The sequence below is a fragment of the Tropicimonas omnivorans genome, assembly GCF_031846565.1.
Lineage (GTDB): Bacteria > Pseudomonadota > Alphaproteobacteria > Rhodobacterales > Rhodobacteraceae > Tropicimonas_B > Tropicimonas_B omnivorans.
The window spans coordinates 124,430-140,970 of record NZ_JAVRHL010000003.1 but is presented as its reverse complement, the minus strand read 5'-3'; the positions used below and the strand labels follow the sequence as shown (position 1 = coordinate 140,970).

General features: G+C 68.2%; 19 protein-coding genes, 1 tRNA gene and 1 pseudogene. 15 read left to right on the top strand and 6 right to left on the bottom strand.

Annotated elements, in window-relative coordinates:
• The first annotated feature begins 162 nt into the window (after window positions 1-162).
• From RM543_RS11240 to RM543_RS11230, 3 genes are read left to right on the top strand one after another with little or no spacing between them, the layout of a single operon-like run.
• Window positions 163-1,737: a pilus assembly protein TadG-related protein gene (locus tag RM543_RS11240; protein WP_311691656.1), complete on the top strand. Its 1,575-nt coding sequence runs from the start codon at window positions 163-165 to the stop codon at window positions 1,735-1,737.
• Window positions 1,734-2,303 carry a TadE/TadG family type IV pilus assembly protein gene (locus RM543_RS11235; protein WP_311691654.1) on the top strand — a complete coding sequence of 190 codons (570 nt, stop codon included), beginning with the start codon at window positions 1,734-1,736 and terminating at the stop codon, window positions 2,301-2,303. Before RM543_RS11240 ends, RM543_RS11235 begins: the two co-directional genes overlap by 4 nt.
• The gene (locus tag RM543_RS11230) at window positions 2,300-2,920 is read left to right on the top strand and encodes a TadE/TadG family type IV pilus assembly protein (RefSeq protein WP_311691652.1); all 621 of its coding nucleotides are present in this window, start codon (window positions 2,300-2,302) and stop codon (window positions 2,918-2,920) included. Before RM543_RS11235 ends, RM543_RS11230 begins: the two co-directional genes overlap by 4 nt.
• Here RM543_RS11230 and RM543_RS11225 read toward each other — a convergent pair.
• Window positions 2,914-3,393 (bottom strand): hypothetical protein, encoded by a 480-nt coding sequence (locus RM543_RS11225; RefSeq protein WP_311691650.1) that lies wholly within the window; start codon window positions 3,391-3,393, stop codon window positions 2,914-2,916. The genes RM543_RS11230 and RM543_RS11225 overlap by 7 nt on opposite strands.
• Window positions 3,394-3,522: 129 nt before the next feature.
• On the opposite strand from RM543_RS11225, the gene RM543_RS11220 reads away from it, so the two are divergent.
• From RM543_RS11220 to hisH, 6 genes are all read left to right on the top strand, one after another.
• Window positions 3,523-3,822 (top strand): hypothetical protein, encoded by a 300-nt coding sequence (locus RM543_RS11220; protein ID WP_311691648.1) that lies wholly within the window; start codon window positions 3,523-3,525, stop codon window positions 3,820-3,822.
• Window positions 3,823-3,951: 129 nt separating this feature from the next.
• Complete coding sequence (locus tag RM543_RS11215) at window positions 3,952-5,238, top strand: homoserine dehydrogenase (protein WP_311691645.1); 1,287 nt, start codon at window positions 3,952-3,954, stop codon at window positions 5,236-5,238.
• A 159-nt stretch (window positions 5,239-5,397) separates the two neighbouring features.
• A complete protein-coding gene (locus RM543_RS11210; RefSeq protein WP_311691643.1) occupies window positions 5,398-6,525 on the top strand; it encodes a lytic murein transglycosylase in 1,128 nt (375 codons plus the stop codon).
• Between the two features lie 104 nt (window positions 6,526-6,629).
• The gene (gene glpX, locus RM543_RS11205; RefSeq protein ID WP_116084530.1) at window positions 6,630-7,607 is read left to right on the top strand and encodes a class II fructose-bisphosphatase; all 978 of its coding nucleotides are present in this window, start codon (window positions 6,630-6,632) and stop codon (window positions 7,605-7,607) included.
• Between the two features lie 160 nt (window positions 7,608-7,767).
• Entirely contained in the window at window positions 7,768-8,355 is a 588-nt protein-coding gene (gene hisB / locus RM543_RS11200) for an imidazoleglycerol-phosphate dehydratase HisB (protein WP_116084532.1), read from the top strand.
• Entirely contained in the window at window positions 8,355-8,990 is a 636-nt protein-coding gene (gene hisH, locus RM543_RS11195; RefSeq protein WP_311691639.1) for an imidazole glycerol phosphate synthase subunit HisH, read from the top strand. The genes hisB and hisH overlap by 1 nt, the downstream gene beginning before the upstream one ends.
• A 20-nt stretch (window positions 8,991-9,010) precedes the next feature.
• On the opposite strand, the gene RM543_RS11190 is transcribed toward hisH, so the two are convergent.
• Window positions 9,011-9,400, bottom strand: a complete 390-nt coding sequence (locus RM543_RS11190) for a DUF2147 domain-containing protein (protein WP_311691637.1) — start codon at window positions 9,398-9,400, stop codon at window positions 9,011-9,013.
• Window positions 9,401-9,571: 171 nt separating this feature from the next.
• On the opposite strand from RM543_RS11190, the gene hisA reads away from it, so the two are divergent.
• Window positions 9,572-10,291, top strand: coding sequence for a 1-(5-phosphoribosyl)-5-[(5-phosphoribosylamino)methylideneamino]imidazole-4-carboxamide isomerase (gene hisA / locus RM543_RS11185; RefSeq protein ID WP_311691634.1), 720 nt, complete (start codon window positions 9,572-9,574; stop codon window positions 10,289-10,291).
• A 24-nt stretch (window positions 10,292-10,315) separates the two neighbouring features.
• Here the strand turns inward: hisA and RM543_RS11180 are convergent.
• A pseudogene (locus RM543_RS11180) lies at window positions 10,316-10,672 on the bottom strand (DUF302 domain-containing protein); the annotation flags it as partial.
• Between the two features lie 178 nt (window positions 10,673-10,850).
• Here RM543_RS11180 and hisF point away from each other — a divergent pair.
• Both hisF and RM543_RS11170 read left to right on the top strand, forming a co-directional pair.
• Window positions 10,851-11,612 (top strand): imidazole glycerol phosphate synthase subunit HisF, encoded by a 762-nt coding sequence (gene hisF / locus RM543_RS11175; RefSeq protein ID WP_311691629.1) that lies wholly within the window; start codon window positions 10,851-10,853, stop codon window positions 11,610-11,612.
• A gap of 12 nt (window positions 11,613-11,624) precedes the next feature.
• Window positions 11,625-11,954, top strand: coding sequence for a phosphoribosyl-ATP diphosphatase (locus RM543_RS11170; RefSeq protein WP_311691627.1), 330 nt, complete (start codon window positions 11,625-11,627; stop codon window positions 11,952-11,954).
• Window positions 11,955-11,957: 3 nt separating this feature from the next.
• Here RM543_RS11170 and RM543_RS11165 read toward each other — a convergent pair whose 3' ends face one another.
• From RM543_RS11165 to RM543_RS11155, 3 genes are all read right to left on the bottom strand, one after another.
• A complete protein-coding gene (locus RM543_RS11165; RefSeq protein ID WP_311691621.1) occupies window positions 11,958-12,428 on the bottom strand; it encodes a CoA-binding protein in 471 nt (156 codons plus the stop codon).
• A 330-nt stretch (window positions 12,429-12,758) separates the two neighbouring features.
• Entirely contained in the window at window positions 12,759-13,370 is a 612-nt protein-coding gene (locus RM543_RS11160) for a class I SAM-dependent DNA methyltransferase (protein ID WP_311691619.1), read from the bottom strand.
• A gap of 96 nt (window positions 13,371-13,466) precedes the next feature.
• Complete coding sequence (locus tag RM543_RS11155) at window positions 13,467-14,240, bottom strand: TrmH family RNA methyltransferase (RefSeq protein ID WP_311691617.1); 774 nt, start codon at window positions 14,238-14,240, stop codon at window positions 13,467-13,469.
• Window positions 14,241-14,327: 87 nt separating this feature from the next.
• On the opposite strand from RM543_RS11155, the gene RM543_RS11150 reads away from it, so the two are divergent.
• From RM543_RS11150 to trhA, 3 genes are all read left to right on the top strand, one after another.
• A tRNA-Tyr gene (locus RM543_RS11150) sits at window positions 14,328-14,411 on the top strand.
• 237 nt (window positions 14,412-14,648) lie between these two features.
• Window positions 14,649-15,590 (top strand): glucose-1-phosphate thymidylyltransferase RfbA, encoded by a 942-nt coding sequence (rfbA, locus tag RM543_RS11145; RefSeq protein WP_311691615.1) that lies wholly within the window; start codon window positions 14,649-14,651, stop codon window positions 15,588-15,590.
• An 84-nt stretch (window positions 15,591-15,674) separates the two neighbouring features.
• Window positions 15,675-16,364 (top strand): PAQR family membrane homeostasis protein TrhA, encoded by a 690-nt coding sequence (trhA, locus tag RM543_RS11140; RefSeq protein WP_311691613.1) that lies wholly within the window; start codon window positions 15,675-15,677, stop codon window positions 16,362-16,364.
• The last annotated feature ends 177 nt before the right edge of the window (window positions 16,365-16,541 follow it).

The following is a 16,541-nucleotide window of genomic DNA, read 5'->3' as shown; positions in this document are numbered from 1 at the left end:
TTGCAAATCTTGTGTTAAACCTCCGCGGTCATTTGCCGGAAAGTCGGGCCGATACCGGGATGTTTTCACCCGCTCTCCCCACCCGTGCCGCAATTTCGAACGGTTTCGCCGCTCTAGAGACCCTCGCGGAAGAGTATCCGCCGACCATAGCGCAGGTGATCCATGGCCAACGGGCCGATCAGGAACAGTGACAAGAGCTCCGTGCCCGGCCGCGCCCTCGTGCGGTTCGTCAGGGAGCAGCATGGCGGGCTCGTGATCTTCTCGCTCTTCCTGCTGTCGGGCATGTTGCTCGCGGTCAGCATCGGGCTCGACACCATGAGGTTCGAGTTGCGGCGAACCCAGCTTCAGAACACCCTCGACAACGCCGTCCTCGCCGCCGCCGACCTGGACCAGACCCTCGAGCCGCGAGACGTGGTGCGGGATTACTTCGACCGCGCCGGCCTCGACGATCTGTCCGTGGACGTGAATGTGGAAGAGGGGCTGAACTACCGCTCCGTCAGCGCCTCCACCAGCGACGAGATCCGCACCCTCCTGATGCGCCTCGTCGGGATCGACACGCTGAAGACCCCGGCCGCCGGGACCGCGAACGAGACGATCATGAAGGTCGAGATCTCGCTCGTTCTCGACAATTCGGGCTCCATGGGGAACTACGGCCGCCTGAACCTGCTGAAGGACGCGGCGAAGGATTTCGTCGACACCGTCCTCGGCAAGGCCACCGAGCAGGACCGCATTTCGATCAACATCGTGCCGTTTGCCACGCAGGTGAATGCCGGGGAAGACCTGCTGAAGCACTACAACGTCTCCGAGGAGCATCGCTACTCGTGGTGCGTCGACTTCCGGAGCGAGGACTTCACGACGCCGGCGATCTATCCCAACCAGCGTCTCCAGCGCACCGGGCATTTCGAGATCTCCACCTATAGCAAGCCGCCCGATCCCAACCGGTTCGTCTGTCCGGTCCTCGAGAGCCGGGAGATCACCGTGATGGAGAGCGACATCCAGGCGCTCCACGACCGGATCGACAGTTTCCGGGCGGAGGGCAACACCTCGATCGACATCGGCGCCAAGTGGGGGGCCGCGCTGCTCGATCCCACCGCGCGCCCGATCATCGCCGACATGGTCCTGGACGAGGCTGTCTCGAGCCAGTTCAACGGCCGCCCCTACGACTACGACGAGGAGGACGCGCTCAAGGTCCTCGTCGTCATGTCCGACGGCGAGAACACCGATCAACATTACCTCAGGGACGAGTTCTCGTCCGGTACGGCCGATATCTACTACGACCGGTATGACGGTCGGGAATCGCTCTATTACCGCTCGAACGGCCGGAACTACTGGTACTGGTTCCGCGACCGGGAATGGCAGTACGCTCCCTACCGGAACTGGGATCGCGCCCGCACGATGACCTGGCCCGAGCTCTGGGCGAGCCGTTCGGTCGCCAACTACGCCTATTACGACCGGCGCGAAGCGCTCGGCGGCAACTGGAACACCTACTACAACGAGGTCTTTTCCTCCATCGGCACGAACACCAAGAACAGCCGGACGTCGAAGATCTGCGAAGCGGCAAAGAATGCCGGTGTCGTCGTGTTCACCATCGGCATGGAGACACGCGGCAACGGCGACAGCACGCTGAGCGATTGCGCTTCCACCACCTCTCACTTCTTCGACGTCAAGGCGGTCGAGATCGCGCAGGCCTTCTCCTCGATCGCGCGCCAGATCAACCAGCTGAGGCTGACCCAATGAGCGCCGCGCGCCCCCCGCACGGCCCCCGGCATTCCGGACTGAGGCATGCTCTGCGCCGGTTCGCCCGGGACGAGGCCGGGACGGCGACCATCGAGTTCGTCATCCTCTTCCCGATCTTCATGGTTGTCTTCTTGTCCACCCTCGAGGGGGGGTTCCTCCAGGTGCGCCAAGTCATGCTGGACCGCGCGACCGACCTGTCCGTGCGGGAGCTGCGCCTCGGCCTCGAGGCCAGCCCGACCCACGAGAAGCTCCGCAACCGTATCTGCGAGTATGCCACCGTCATCCCGGATTGCCAAAACAGCCTCGTGGTGGAGCTGACGCGGGTCAGCAAGGACGACTGGACGGCGGGCACGAGCGGCGTGCGCTGTGTGGACAAGGAGGAGGACGTCGCCCCCGTCACCGACTTCATCCCCGGCGGGCAGCACGACATGATGCTGCTCAGGGTCTGCGCCGTGGTCCGGCCGATCTTCCCGACCACCGGCCTCGGCCTTGCCCTGCAGCGCCAGACCGAGGATTACTACGCCCTCGTCGCCCGCGCCGCCTTCGTCAACGAGCCGCGCTCATGACCGCCCGCCCCTGCCCCACCGGCCGGTCCCGGGCGCGCCTCGCATGCGCGCGCATCCGGGCCGCCATGGCCGAATTCGCCGCCGATTGCCGTGGCTCGCTTTCGGTGGAGGCCGTGCTCGCCCTGCCGCTCCTGTGCTGGTTCTACGTGGGCTCCTTCGTCTGGTTCGATGCGTACCGTGCCCAGACGACGAACGCCCGCGCCGCCTATACCATCGCGGACATGATCAGCCGCGAATCGGGCGTCGATACCGGCTATCTTGCCGGCCTCGTGAACGTCTTCGATTTCATGACGGTGAAGGGCGGCCCGCCCACCGTGCGCATCACCTCCGTGCGCTGCCAGGGCAATTGCGACGACCCCTCCGGCCGTCAGCTGGATGTCTGCTGGTCCTGGGTGAACCGCGACGGCAGGGCCGGGCTCGGCAGCGGCGACCTTGCGGGCCTCGACGGTCGCATCCCGATGATGCCGCTCGGCGACACGCTGATCCTTACCGAGACGGCGTTGTCCTACGAGCCGGCCTTCAACGTGGGACTGCCGACATTGGATCTCGAGCAATTCGTCGTGACCCGCCCCCGCTTCGCGCCCGAGGTCGAGAACGGCAGCGAGAGCTGCTACTGAACGTTCCGCTCGGCCAAGAGGAGAGACAGCCCCTCGGCCATCACCTTGGTGCGCGACGGCGCTGTCAGACCGCCGACGCCGACGCGCCGACCGATCCGCCACCACAGGCCGGGGGACCAGTGCAGACCGCCCGGTTCCGACAGCCGCACCAGGAAGCCGTTCGAGGGCTTCACCGCGAGGACCCCCCGGTCCACGCCCACGACCTTGGAGACGCGGAAGATCTCCCGTCCCTCTCCGTCGGTCAGCGCCTCCCGCGTCAGGATCAGCTCCGTCCGGCCCGCGCGGAAGAGTGCGACGGCGCCTGCGAGCGCCACCGCGGCAAGCGCGATCACGAGGAGCCGCCCGACGAGCGACAGGGCCGGTTCCGAGAGCGCGAGCCAGAAGCAGAGCGCCGCGAGGACGCCGAGGGTCGCCGTGCCGAACAGGGCCCGCGGCCGCGATGCGCTTGTCCGTGCGAGGATCTCGCTCTCCATGCCTGTCTCCCCCGGTCTGGCCCGCGGCAGGTATGGCCCGCCCGGGCGGCGGGGCGCAAGCTCCGCGGTCTGGACGGCACGGGTCCGCGCGGGGTACCTTCGCCGCGCCGACGCCCGGAGTGCCCCCTGATGCCTGTCCGATCGATCTTCCTCGCGCTCGCGCTCCTCGCCGGAGCCGCCTGCGCTCCCTTCCCGGATCTCGATACGGCCACCAGCGATCAGGCCCGCGCCGCGCCCTATCCTGACCTCGTCGCCCTCGATCCCATCATCGCCGAGGCGCGCGCGGCCCGCGCCGGCACCGATCCCGGCCCGATGACCGCCGCCGAGGCGGAGGCTCTCCGCCGCCGGGCGGAGCGCCTCGATGGCCCGGTGGTCGACGCAGAGACCAAGGAGCGCATGGCCGAGGCCCTCGACCGGCGGGACGGCTGAGGCGCAGCCGCCGCCCGTCTTTCTCGCCCACGGCCGCCCCGCGTTGCGCCCCCTTCCCGAACCGGCTATCCCCTCCGCGCCTGTAGATTTCGGGGCCGGGTGCCCCTGCACGACGAGAGGATCACTGCCATGACCGAGCCGCTTCGACTGGGAATCGCCGGGCTCGGGACCGTCGGCGTCGGCGTCGTGCGGATCCTGCGCCGCAATGCCGAGATGATCGCCGCCCGCGCCGGACGCCCGGTCGAGATCGTCGCCGTCTCGGCCCGCGAGCGCGCCCGCGACCGGGGCGTCGCGCTCACCGGGTATGACTGGGAGGACGATGCCGTCGCCCTCGCCCGGCGGGACGATATCGACGTCTATGTCGAGCTGATGGGCGGATCGGACGGGCCGGCGAAGGCCTCCGTCGAGGCCGCGCTCGACAGCGGAAAGGATGTCGTCACCGCCAACAAGGCGCTTCTCGCGATTCACGGCCTTGACCTTGCGGGCCGCGCCGAGGCGGCCGGCCGCACCATCCGCTTCGAGGCCGCCGTCGCCGGCGGCATTCCGGTGATGAAGGCGCTGACCGAAGGCCTCGCGGGCAACGAGATCACCCGCATCATGGGTGTGATGAACGGAACCTGTAACTATATCCTGACCCGGATGGAGAGCGCCGGCCTGCCCTACGAGGCCGTCTTCGAAGAAGCGAATGCACTGGGCTATCTCGAGGCCGATCCGACCCTCGATGTCGGCGGGATCGACGCCGCGCACAAGCTCACACTTCTCGCCGCGGTCGGCTTCGGCGCCCGCGTGCCCTTCGAGGCGGTGCAGATCGAGGGGATCGAGCGGGTCTCCATCGAGGATATCGAGGCCGCCGCGCGCATGGGATACCGCGTGAAGCTGCTCGGCGTCGCGCAGATGACCGGACGCGGCCTCGAGGCCCGCATGTCGCCCTGTCTCGTTCCCGCCAATTCGCCGCTGGGCGAGCTCGACGGCGCAACGAACATGGTCGTCCTCGAGGGCGATGCGGTGGGCCAGATCGTGCTCCAGGGCGCCGGCGCCGGCGAAGGTCCGACCGCGAGCGCGGTCCTGTCGGATATCGTCGACCTCGCCCGCGGCCTTCGCGTGCCGACCTACGGCGCGCCGACAAAATCTCTGGGAGAGCTGAGGACCGCCGCCGCCGCATCCCCCGCTCCCTATTATCTCAGGATGCGCCTCGAGGACCGGCCCGGCGCCCTCGCCCGGATCGCCACCGCCCTCGGTGAATGCGGCGTCTCCATCGACCGGATGCGCCAGACCGGGCATGACGACATTTCCGCGCCCGTCCTCATCGTGACGCACAAGGCCAGCGCGGCGGACCTGCAGGCGGCGCTCGAGGCGTTCAAATCCACCGGCGTGCTGATCGGCGAGCCGGTCGCCCTGCGCATCGAGGACGTTTAACACGGGGGGCCTGCGCCCCCTCCTTCGTCAATCGCGCCCCACGGCCCGAGGCGGACCGGCGGCACTGGCGGGTCTCCGCCCCGACCCTCTGCGCCCCCCGTTTCCACGGGCTCCGCTTGCGGCTAGTCTGCCCCAAAATCAGGGGCGGAGAGCAGACCCATGGCCTTTACGAGACGTATCTTCCTCGCCGGCGCCGGCGCCGCGACCCTTGCAGGTTGCAGTAGCCCGGCCCTCATGACGCGTGCGGCGGTGTCGGACGAGTACCGCCCGGTGCCGAACGCAGCGTTCGACCGCTGGCTCGCGGCGTATCGCGGCCGCGCCGCCGCGCGCGGCATTTCCGAGGCTGCCATCGCGGCGGGCCTGCGCAACGCAGGGTACCTTCCGGGCGTGGTCGAGCGGGACCGGGCGCAGACCGAGTTCAAGCGCTCCTTCGAGGATTACATCGCCATCGTCGCGTCCGAAGAAAAGGTCGCGGCGGGCCGTGCGGCGTTCGCGCGCCAGCACGGCACGCTCCAGGCCATCGAGGCGCAGTACGGCGTGCCGGCCGAGACCGTCGCCGCGTTCTGGGGCGTCGAGAGCAGCTTCGGCACGCGCCGCGGGGACATTCCCGTGACGTCCGCCGTCGCAACCCTCGCCTTCGACGGTCGCCGCGGAGCGTTCTTCGAGGACCAGCTCGACGCCGCCCTGCGCATTCTCGCCCGGGGCGACACGACGCCTGCGAACCTCACCGGAAGCTGGGCCGGCGCGATGGGACACACCCAGTTCATTCCGACCTCCTATCAGGCCTACGCGGTGGACTTTACCGGCGACGGCCGCCGCGACATCTGGTCCGAGAACCCGGCCGACGCGCTGGCCTCCACCGCCGCCTACCTCACCCGCTCCGGCTGGCAGCGGGGCGGCATCGCGGCGGTGGAAGTGCCCGCCGGAACCGGGGGACCGACGGTGCAGCCAGACGGGCGCGGACCTGTCTTCCGGCTCGGGCCGAACTTCGACGTCATCAAGCGCTACAACAATTCCAACAACTACGCCCTCGCCGTCGCCTATCTCAGCGGCCGGATCGCAGGACAGGGCCCGCTGTCCGCCTCCTTCGGACCGGACGCGACCGGCCTCACGCAATCCCAGCGGCGGGACCTTCAGCAGCGCCTGACCGCCCGCGGCTTCGACACCGGCGGCGCGGACGGGGTGATCGGACCGAAGAGCGAGGAGGCGATCCGCGCCTACCAGCAAAGCCGCGGCCTCGAGCCCACCGGGCGCCCCTCACCGGCGCTCCTTGCCTCGCTGAGATGAGTTTTCTCGCCATGGCAGCGCTCACATCCGGAGCCGGCCCTTCCCCCCTCCGGCGCCGGGCGGTAGGTCTTTGCGGAAATGTGAACTTCCCCGAGGACAGGTGAATGACCGATCAGCCCGAATTCCACGACCGAATGCTCTCCCTCGGCCTCGCCCGGGTGTCGGAGGCGGCGGCGATCGCATCGGCCCGCCTGATCGGCCGCGGGGACGAGAAGGCAGCGGACCAGGCCGCCGTCAACGCCATGCGCGAGCAGCTCAACAAGCTCGACATCGCCGGCGTCGTGGTGATCGGCGAAGGGGAGCGGGACGAGGCGCCGATGCTCTTCATCGGCGAGGAAGTCGGCACCGGCAACGGCCCGGCGGTGGATATCGCGCTCGACCCCCTCGAAGGGACCACGCTCACCGCCAAGGACATGCCGAACGCGCTGACCGTGATCGCCATGGGCCCCCGCGGCACGCTGCTCCACGCGCCGGACGTCTACATGGACAAGCTCGCCGTCGGGCCGGGCTACCCGCAGGACGTCGTCAGCCTCGAGATGTCCCCCGCCGAGCGGATCCATGCGCTGGCGACCGCGAAGGGCGGCACGGCACATGACATCACGGTCTGCGTGCTCGACCGCCCCCGGCATCAGGAGATGATCGACGAGATCCGCTCGACCGGCGCTGCGATCCGCCTGATCACCGATGGTGACGTCGCCGGGATCATCCACTGCGCCGAGGCCACGCGGACCGGCATCGACATGTACATGGGCGCCGGCGGCGCACCCGAGGGCGTGCTCGCCGCCTCCGCCCTGAAATGCATGGGCGGGCAGATGTGGGGTCGCCTGACCTTCCGCAACGACGACGAACGCGGCCGCGCAGCGAAGGCCGGCGTCACCGATCTCGACCGGATCTATGCCCGCGACGACATGGTGACCTCGGACGTGATCTTCGCCGCGACCGGCGTGACGGACGGCTCGATCCTGTCCGGCATCCGGCGCGAGGTCGGGTATCTCACCACCGAGACGATCCTCATGCGCTCCAAGACCGGCTCCGTCCGGCGCATGAGCTACCGCAACCCCACGAAGCCGGTGCAGGACTAGGATCTCTCGCGGCGCCACCCCTCGGGCGGCGCTGCGCGGGAAAGAGGAACCGGGCGCTGGCGTTTTCGCAACGGCGCGCCTCCGGGACGGCCGCCGCGGCTTTCCAGTCGCGGCGGCGCGCCCTATAGGGTGGCCGGGCCAGTTTTCCGGGAGACCTGCCATGCGGCGCGCCGAGATCAGCCGAGAAACCAGCGAGACGAAGATCACGGTCGCCATCGACCTCGACGGCACCGGACTCTACGACAATCGCACCGGGATCGGCTTCTTCGATCACATGCTCGACCAGCTGTCCCGGCATTCGCTGATCGACATGGAGATCCGCGCCGAGGGCGATCTGCATATCGACGATCACCACACGGTCGAGGATACCGGCATCGCGCTCGGCCAGGCGCTCGTTCAGGCGCTCGGCGACAAGGCCGGGATCCGGCGCTACGGCGCCTGCCTGTTGCCGATGGACGATGCGCTCGTGCGCGCCGCGCTCGATCTGTCCGCACGCCCCTACCTCGTGTGGGACGTCGAGTTGCCGTCCGCGTCCATCGGGAGCTTCGACAGCGAACTCGTGCGGGAGTTCTTCCAGGCGCTCTCCACCCATGGCGGGATCACGCTGCATGTGAGCCGGCTCGCCGGGATCAATTCGCACCATATCGCCGAGGCGGCCTTCAAGGCGGTGGCACGGGCGCTCCGGGAAGCCGTCGAACCGGACCCGCGAAAGCCGGACGCGGTCCCGTCGACCAAGGGCGCGCTCTGATGGCGCGGACGGTTCTGATCGATGCGGGCTTCGGCAACCTGCACTCCGCCGAGAAGGCCTTCCAGCGCATGGCGCGGGAGACGGATGGCGGGGAGATCGTCGTGAGCGGGGCCGCCGAGGACATCGCGGCCGCGGACCGGCTCGTCCTGCCCGGCGACGGCGCCTTTCCGGCCTGCATGCGCGCCTTGCGCGGTCCGCTCGAGGAGGCGCTTCGGGAGGCCGTGGAGCATCGGGCGATCCCGTTCCTCGGCATCTGCATCGGGATGCAGCTCATGGCGCGCGAAGGGCATGAATACGAGACGGTGCCGGGCCTCGGCTGGATCGACGGGCACGTGGTGAAGATAGAGCCGTCCGACCTCTCGCTCACCGTCCCGCACATGGGCTGGAACGACTTGGTCATCGAGCGGCCGCACCCGCTGCTGGACGGGATCGCGACCGGCGACCACGCTTATTTCGTCCATTCCTACCACATGGCGATGGACCGTGCCGGGGAGCGATTGGCCCATGTCGATCACGGCGGGGACATCACCGCCATCGTCGCCAAAGACAATGCCGCCGGGATGCAGTTCCACCCCGAGAAGTCCCAGGAAGCGGGGCTGCGACTCATCGCAAACTTCCTCGGCTGGGCGCCCTGATACGGGCGCCCGAGCTCAGCTCACTGGACGCGCACCCAGTTCTGGCCGCGACAGATCGGCCCGACGCAGCCCGAGACCTTCAGCGAATTGCCGGAAAGCTCCATCTTCGAGCGATAGACCTTATCGCGGTCCGGCGCCCAGATCTTGCCGCCCGAATAGGAGCCGCCGCCGTCGGCGCTCATGTCCCAAATCATCCGCGCGCCGATATTCTTCGACTGGATCTCGGTTCCTCCGGCATCGAAGCCGCGGGCGATCACGCCGCAGATATTGGCGCCGCAGGGCCGGATGACGACATGGGCATAGGCGCCGTCGTCGCCGGGTTCGGTCTTCCACAGGCCTTCCACCGGATCGGCGAAGGCGGCAACGGCAGACAGCGCGAGGGCCGCGGCCGCGAAAGCTAGTCTCTTCATCGGGTTCTCCTCCCTAGATCTCCCTGCCGGCAAGTGTTCTCCATGTCCGGCCCCCACGGCAATCCTGACGTACCGTCGCTTGATGCCGCGCAAGGCCCGGAGGCGCGCTTGGCAGCGAGGCGGCGCCGTGGCATCACGCGCGCGATCCCGCGACGAGAAGGAAACGCCCCGATGATCCTCTACCCCGCCATCGACCTGAAGGACGGCCAGTGCGTGCGCCTGCTCAGGGGCGAGATGTCCGAAGCGACGGTGTTCGGCGAGGATCCCGCGGCGCAGGCGAAGAGCTTTGCCGAAGCCGGCTGCGAATGGCTCCACATCGTCGATCTGAACGGCGCCTTCGAGGGCAAACCGGTGAACGGCGCGGCGGTCGAGGGGATCCTCGGCGCGGTGGAGATCCCGGTGCAGCTCGGCGGCGGCATCCGTGACCTGCGCACCATCGAGTTCTGGCTCTCCCGCGGCGTCGGCCGGGTGATCCTCGGGACGGTCGCGGTCGAGGAGCCGGACCTCGTGCGCGAGGCGGCGAAGGTGTTTCCTGGGCAGATCGCCGTGGGTCTCGATGCGAGGGGCGGCAAGGTCGCGACGCGGGGATGGGCGACCGAAACGGACATGGAGGTGACCGACCTCGCCCGGGCGTTCGAGGATGCCGGGATCACGGCGATCATCTACACCGATATCGACCGGGACGGCGCGATGGGCGGGCCGAACGTGCCGGCGACCGCCGCACTTGCTGATGCCGTGGACGTGCCGGTCATCGCCTCCGGCGGCGTCTCGTCCCTGGACGATCTCATGGCCCTCCGGGATGCCGGGGGGATCGCGGGCGCGATTTCGGGCCGGGCGCTCTATGACGGCAAGCTGGATCTCTCCAAGGCCCTCGCGGCGCTCCGCCGCTAGGGCAGGACGCGGCGCGAGGGCGGTTCAGCCCGCCGCCGCGCCCGTGAGATTGTCCAAAGCGTCCCCGATGCTCTCGATATAGGCCGCGTCGTCGTCGATGCTCAGATCGCCCAACATCTCCTCCGGCTCCTGCCAGAGGATCACGGTCTGGCCCGCATCGTCGTAAACGAGAACGCGGAGAGGCAGGAGAAGGCCGGCGCGGATGTCGTCCTGCATGACTTGCGTGCCGAGTTCGGGATTGCCGAAGATCAGCACCTCGGCGCCCGGAAGCTCCATGCCCACGCCGGCAGCACCCTCGGCATGGTTCACGCGCGCGAACACGGTGGCGCCGGCGCCTTCTACGGCGGATACGAGCCGGTCCATCGTTTCGCCCACGCCGTCATCCGAGGTGCGGCTCTCTCAGTCGGCCAACGCGGGGGACGCAGTGAGCGCCAGCGCGGCGGCGGCGAGTGTCTTGCGGATCATTTTCAGTCTCCTCTCCCATACCGGGGGCGAACCGATGCCCTCCCGGCACGGTTCCGGCTGGTCAAATCACGGGGGCGTCTGTAAGCCTCCGCCCATGCTGAAGACCCGGATCATTCCCTGCCTCGACGTCGCCGACGGGCGCGTGGTCAAGGGCGTCAACTTCGTGGACCTGGTGGATGCCGGGGACCCGGTGGAAGCCGCCCGCGCCTACGATGCCGCCGGCGCCGACGAGCTGTGTTTCCTCGACATCCGCGCCACTCACGAGAATCGCGGCACGTTGTTCGACCTGGCGACCCGCACGGCCGAACATTGCTTCATGCCGCTGACCATCGGCGGCGGCGTCCGCAGCCCCGAAGACGTGCGCGCGCTACTTCTTGCAGGGGCGGACAAGGTCTCGTTCAACTCCGCCGCCGTGGCCGATCCGGACGTCGTGGCCCGCTCCGCCGACCGCTTCGGCAGCCAGTGCATCGTCGTCGCGATCGACGCCAAGCGGGTCGAGGACGGACGCTGGGAGATCTTTACCCATGGCGGGCGGAAGGCGACCGGGATCGACGCGCTGGACTTCGCGACCAGAATGGCCGCGAAGGGAGCCGGCGAGATCCTCCTGACGTCCATGGACCGCGATGGCACCCGCGCCGGCTTCGATCTCGAACTGACCCGGGCCGTGGTGGATGCAGTGCCCGTTCCCGTCATCGCCTCGGGCGGCGTCGGCACGCTCGACCACCTGTCCGACGGTGTTCTGAAGGGCGGCGCGAGCGCGGTCCTCGCCGCCTCGATCTTCCATTTCGGCACCCACACGATCGGCGAGGCGAAGGCGCACATGTCGGCCGCCGGCATTCCCGTCCGTCCCACCTGAGGAGCGCACCCCATGTCCGACGGCAGCACCATAGCCCGCCTCTCCGAGCGAATTGCCGAGCGCGCCGGGGCCGATCCCGAAAGCTCCTGGACGGCGAAGCTCCTCGCCCGCGGCCCAGAGAAATGCGCCGAGAAATTCGGCGAGGAATCGGTGGAAGCGATCATCGAGGCGGTGCGCGGCGATCGTGAGAAGCTCGCCAGCGAAGCCGCCGACGCGATCTACCACCTCCTCGTCATGTGCCGCGCGAGGGACGTTTCCCTCGCGGATATCGAAGCCGTCCTCGAGGCGCGCGAAGGCAGGTCCGGGATCGACGAGAAGGCCGCGCGCCAGTCAGGCGGCTGAAGCTCAGCCCTCGATCTCGTCTACCCGAATGTTGCCGAAGAGGCGCGGGTAGTCGATCGCAGGGCAGCGGTCCTCGACGACATCGATGCCGCGGGACCGGGCAAGCTCGGCCGCCTCGGCATTCATCACGCCGAGCTGCATCCAGATCGTTTTCAGCATCGGCAGGACGTTGAGCGCCTCCTCGACCACCGGCAGGACCGCGTCCGAGCGGCGGAATATGTCGAGAAAGTCGATCTCGGCGCGTGCGGCAGCCTCTTCCATGGAGGACGCCACAGGCTCGCCGTAGAGGTCAGTCCCGGCCTGACCCGGATTGACCCCGATCACGCGATAGCCGCGCCCTGCGAGGAAATGGCCCACACGGTGGCTCGCGCGCTCGGGTTTCGGCGAGGCGCCCACGAGGCAGATCGTGCGGGCGCGTCCGAGGATGCGGCGGATGTCTTGGTCGGTCTGGTTGATGCTCATGCGCACAGACATAGCCCGGACGCGCGGACAAAAAAACGCCCGGTCCTCTAGGAGCCGGGCGCCAGTCACGGAACGAGGGACAGTGAAGCGAAACACGACTGTTCCGGTGTCGTATTTCCTGACCCACCAACTAAGCATGCTTCCATTTCGTTCCAGACTGAGGCGATTTTGCCTCGGTCACTTAAGCGTGACGGTATGCGGAGAAGCGGTGGGCGCTGATTTTGAAGGAAAATCCGCAATGTCGCCCGAAGGCACCGGAAAGACTTTTTTCATCAGGACGGGAAAAATCGGCTGCGCCACCCCCATCCGGTCAGACGATCGGCGCGTTTCGGCAGCTTCCGCTCACTCCGCGAAGCGGCGCCGCGCCAGCCAGACCGTGTGCCCGGTACAATCCGGATCCTCAGCCACATGGCCCACGACGTCGAACTCGTGACGGTCCAGAAGCTCGCGGTATTCCTCGGGATCAAGGCTGGAATGATAGAGTGGATCGCCCTCGAGCGTCCCCATCGCCTCACCGAAGGCGGGACCGCTCGTGAAGAGAAGCGGGGCCCCCGGTTCAGCATGGCTGCGGAAGATGGCGAACATCCCGCGCTGATCGTCCGGTGTGAGGTGGAAGAAGCTGTCCCAGGCGATCAGTCCGTCGAATGTCCGGCCCAGCTTCAGGGAGCGCATGTCGGCCAGCTGCGCCGTCTGGTCCGGCAGATTGACGCGGAAGCACGTGATCATCTCGTCAGACGCATCCACGCCGGTCACCCTGAGCCCCTCCCCGGCAAGATGACGGGCAATGGGCACGCCCGCTCCGCACCCGATGTCCAGCACCGAGGCCTCCGGCCGCATCAGGCCGACAAACCTGTCCAGCCACACCCCTTCCGTGAGCCTCGTTCCCCGCATCGCGATCCATGCGCCTGCATGGCGGCGATAGAGGTCGATGATGTCGGCGGCCGCGTCGGTCATGGTGCTGCCCATTCGACTGGCCCATTCGCAAATGCCGCGAGGCCGCCCCGAACGGACCATGTGACGAAAGGTCCGTATCGACTCGGCCCGAGCCGTTCAGCGCGGGCGGGTGGCATAGAGGGATACGGCGGCGGCGTTCGAGACGTTGAGCGAGCCGAAGGCCCCCGCCGCCTCGATCCTTGCAAGTCTGTCGCAGGTGTCCTTCGTCAGGGCGCGGAGCCCCGGCCCCTCGGCACCCAGGACGAGACCGACAGGGCGGTCCGACATCTCTTCGGCGGCATCGGCGAGGCCGGTCTCCGCCTCACCGTCGAGGCCTATGAGCCCGTATCCGAGGCCCCGCAACTCCTCCATCGCCCGCGCGAGGTTGGGCACGCGGAGGTAGGGCTGCCGTTCAAGGGCACCGGAGGCCGTCTTGGCCAGTGCCCCGGTCTCGGGCGCCGCGTGACGCGCCGGGGCGATGACCGCCCTTGCCCCGAAGACCTCCGCCGAGCGCAATATGGCGCCGACGTTGTGCGGATCGCTCACCCGGTCGAGCAGAACGACGCGCGGGGTCTCGGCGGACGGCGCGCAGACATCGGCGAGGGAGCCCCAGTCCAGCGCACGGACTTCGAGCGCGGCTCCCTGGTGGACGGAGCCGGAATCGAGCGGCACGGGGAACTTGCGCGGATCGGCGATCTCGGGCTCGGGACCGTGCGACAGCGCCTCCCCCAGCCGATCGGCCGCGTTTCGCGTGACCACGAGACGGAGTTTCTCGCGGCGCGGATTGAGAAGGGCGTCGCGAACGGCATGCAGGCCGAACAGCCAGAAACTGGCCCGGGCCTCCCCGCGCTTCGCCTTTTCCTTGTCTATGACCCAAGTCGGTTTCTTCATGCCCCTGCCCTGCCCTCACGGCGCGACAAAGGCAAGACATTCACCGCTTGACCCCTCCGCCCCGCTTCGCTATCTCGCCCCAGCGTCGGGCGACGTGCTGCAAGGTGCGGCAGCGGACTGTAACTCCGCCGGGGAGACCCACGCCTGGTTCGATTCCAGGGTCGCCCACCATTCTCCCCCCCCTCATTCACCCAGTTGCGCCGGTGCGGCCTGACGGTGGACCACGTGCCTTGGCTTGCGTGCATCCCGGTTGGCTTGCGTGCACCCCGGTCTGGTCGGACAGACTTTCTTTGCCGGACGTCTGAACTGTAACGGCGCCCGATCGCCCATGGCCGGCTCGGACGCGGGGTAAGCGAATCTTAGTCTCTCCATGGGATGGTCCCGCCCATCGCAAAGGTGGAGGCCTCGATGGAGACGAAGCGTAAGGGAATTGTACTGGCCGGCGGCTCCGGTACCCGGCTCTGGCCAATCACGATCGGACTCTCGAAACAGCTTCTGCCCGTCTACGACAAACCGATGGTGTACTATCCGATCTCGGTTCTCATGCAGGCGGGGATCCGGGAAATCGCGATCATCACCACCACGCAGGACGCCGCGCAATTCCGCCGGATGCTGGGAGACGGCGCTCAATGGGGCATCGAGATCACGTGGCTGGAGCAGCCCCGCCCGGACGGCCTCGCCCAGGCCTACCTGATCGCCGAGGCGTTTCTTGACGGCGCCCCCTCCGCGATGGTCCTCGGCGACAACATCTTTCACGGGCCGGACCTCGCCCGCCTCACAGGCCGCGCAGCGCAGAAGGCGCGGGGCGCCAGCGTGTTCGCCCGCCGCGTGTCCGACCCCGAGCGCTTCGGCGTGCTGTCCTACGATGCGGAGGGGCGCCCCGCTGCCATCATGGAAAAGCCGCCGATTCCGCCGTCGAACGACGCGGTGACGGGACTGTATTTCCTCGATGGCACGGCGCCCGAGCGCGCCCGCGCCGTTCGCCCCTCGCCCCGCGGCGAGCTCGAGATCACGAGCCTTCTGGACACCTACTTCGCGGATGGATCCCTCGATGTGCTGCATCTCGATGCTGCGCATGCCTGGATGGATGCCGGCACCCATGCCAGCCTCCTCGACGCGGGGAATTTCGTCAGGGACGACATCGCCCGCACCGGTCGGCAGGTCGGTTGCCTCGAGGAGATCGCCTTCGAGCAAGGCTGGATCGGGCTGGACGACCTCGCAGACCACGCCCAGCGTCACGCCAAGACCGAGTATGGGCGCTACCTTGCGCGCCGTCTCATGGAAGCGCAGACGGACGTGCCCCTCTCGGGTGGTGACCGTGCCCCCGCCCTGGGAGCGAAAGTGGCCTGACGCAGGCTCCGCGGTCGCGCGAACGTTGCGTTTCAGCGCGGCGCGCGACCTTGATGGACACGCCGCCCGGCTTAAAATCCTCCCATGAGCCACATCCCAGATCAGCCCCGTTCCGCGCCACTTCACGCCCGCGTGGTCCGCCCGGCATACAGCCGTGCCGAAGAGGTATCCGACGGGGTTGTCCACGTCATCGGTGTTGCCGCGGCGCTGGCCGCCGTTCCGGTTCTGATCACGCTCACGGCATTCTGGCGCGGTGACGTGACAGCGATCGTCGGCATATCGGTCTATGGGGTGACGTTCATCGCCATGCTGCTCTGCTCAGCGCTCTACAACATGCTGCCCGCGCGGCGCTGGACGCCCGTCCTCCGCGGGCTGGACCACTCCGCCATCTACTTCAAGATCGCCGGCACCTACACACCCTTCACCTTGCTGTCGGGATGGCCCGGTGCCTACCTCCTGGGGGGCCTCTGGACGGCCGCAATCGCCGGCAGCTCGCTGCGGATCCTGGCGCCGGAGCGCTTTCGGCCTGTCGCCATCGGGCTCTACCTCGTCATGGGATGGGCCGGCCTCTTTGGCGGATGGGCGCTTCTGCAGACGCTGTCCCCGGTCGTGCTGTCGCTGATCGTGATCGGCGGGCTGATCTACACCACCGGCGTCGTCTTCTATCTCACGGACAGGCTGCCCTTCCACACGACGATCTGGCACGTCTTCGTCCTCGTCGCCTCCTTCGTTTTCTACGCCGCAATCCTGACGCACGTCGCGCAAACCTCCTGAGGCGCCGCAATCCCCTCGGGCCGCGTCAATCTGCCAACGTCCTCCCATCGGGTAGCGGAGGGTAGCGCGCGCGATCGACGGGTCAGACCCGGGCGCGGATCGAACCGCGTGCCCGGGCGAGCGCTATTTTGTGCATCTCTTTGCCATGACGTCCGCCCCCGTCGCGACACCCAGAAT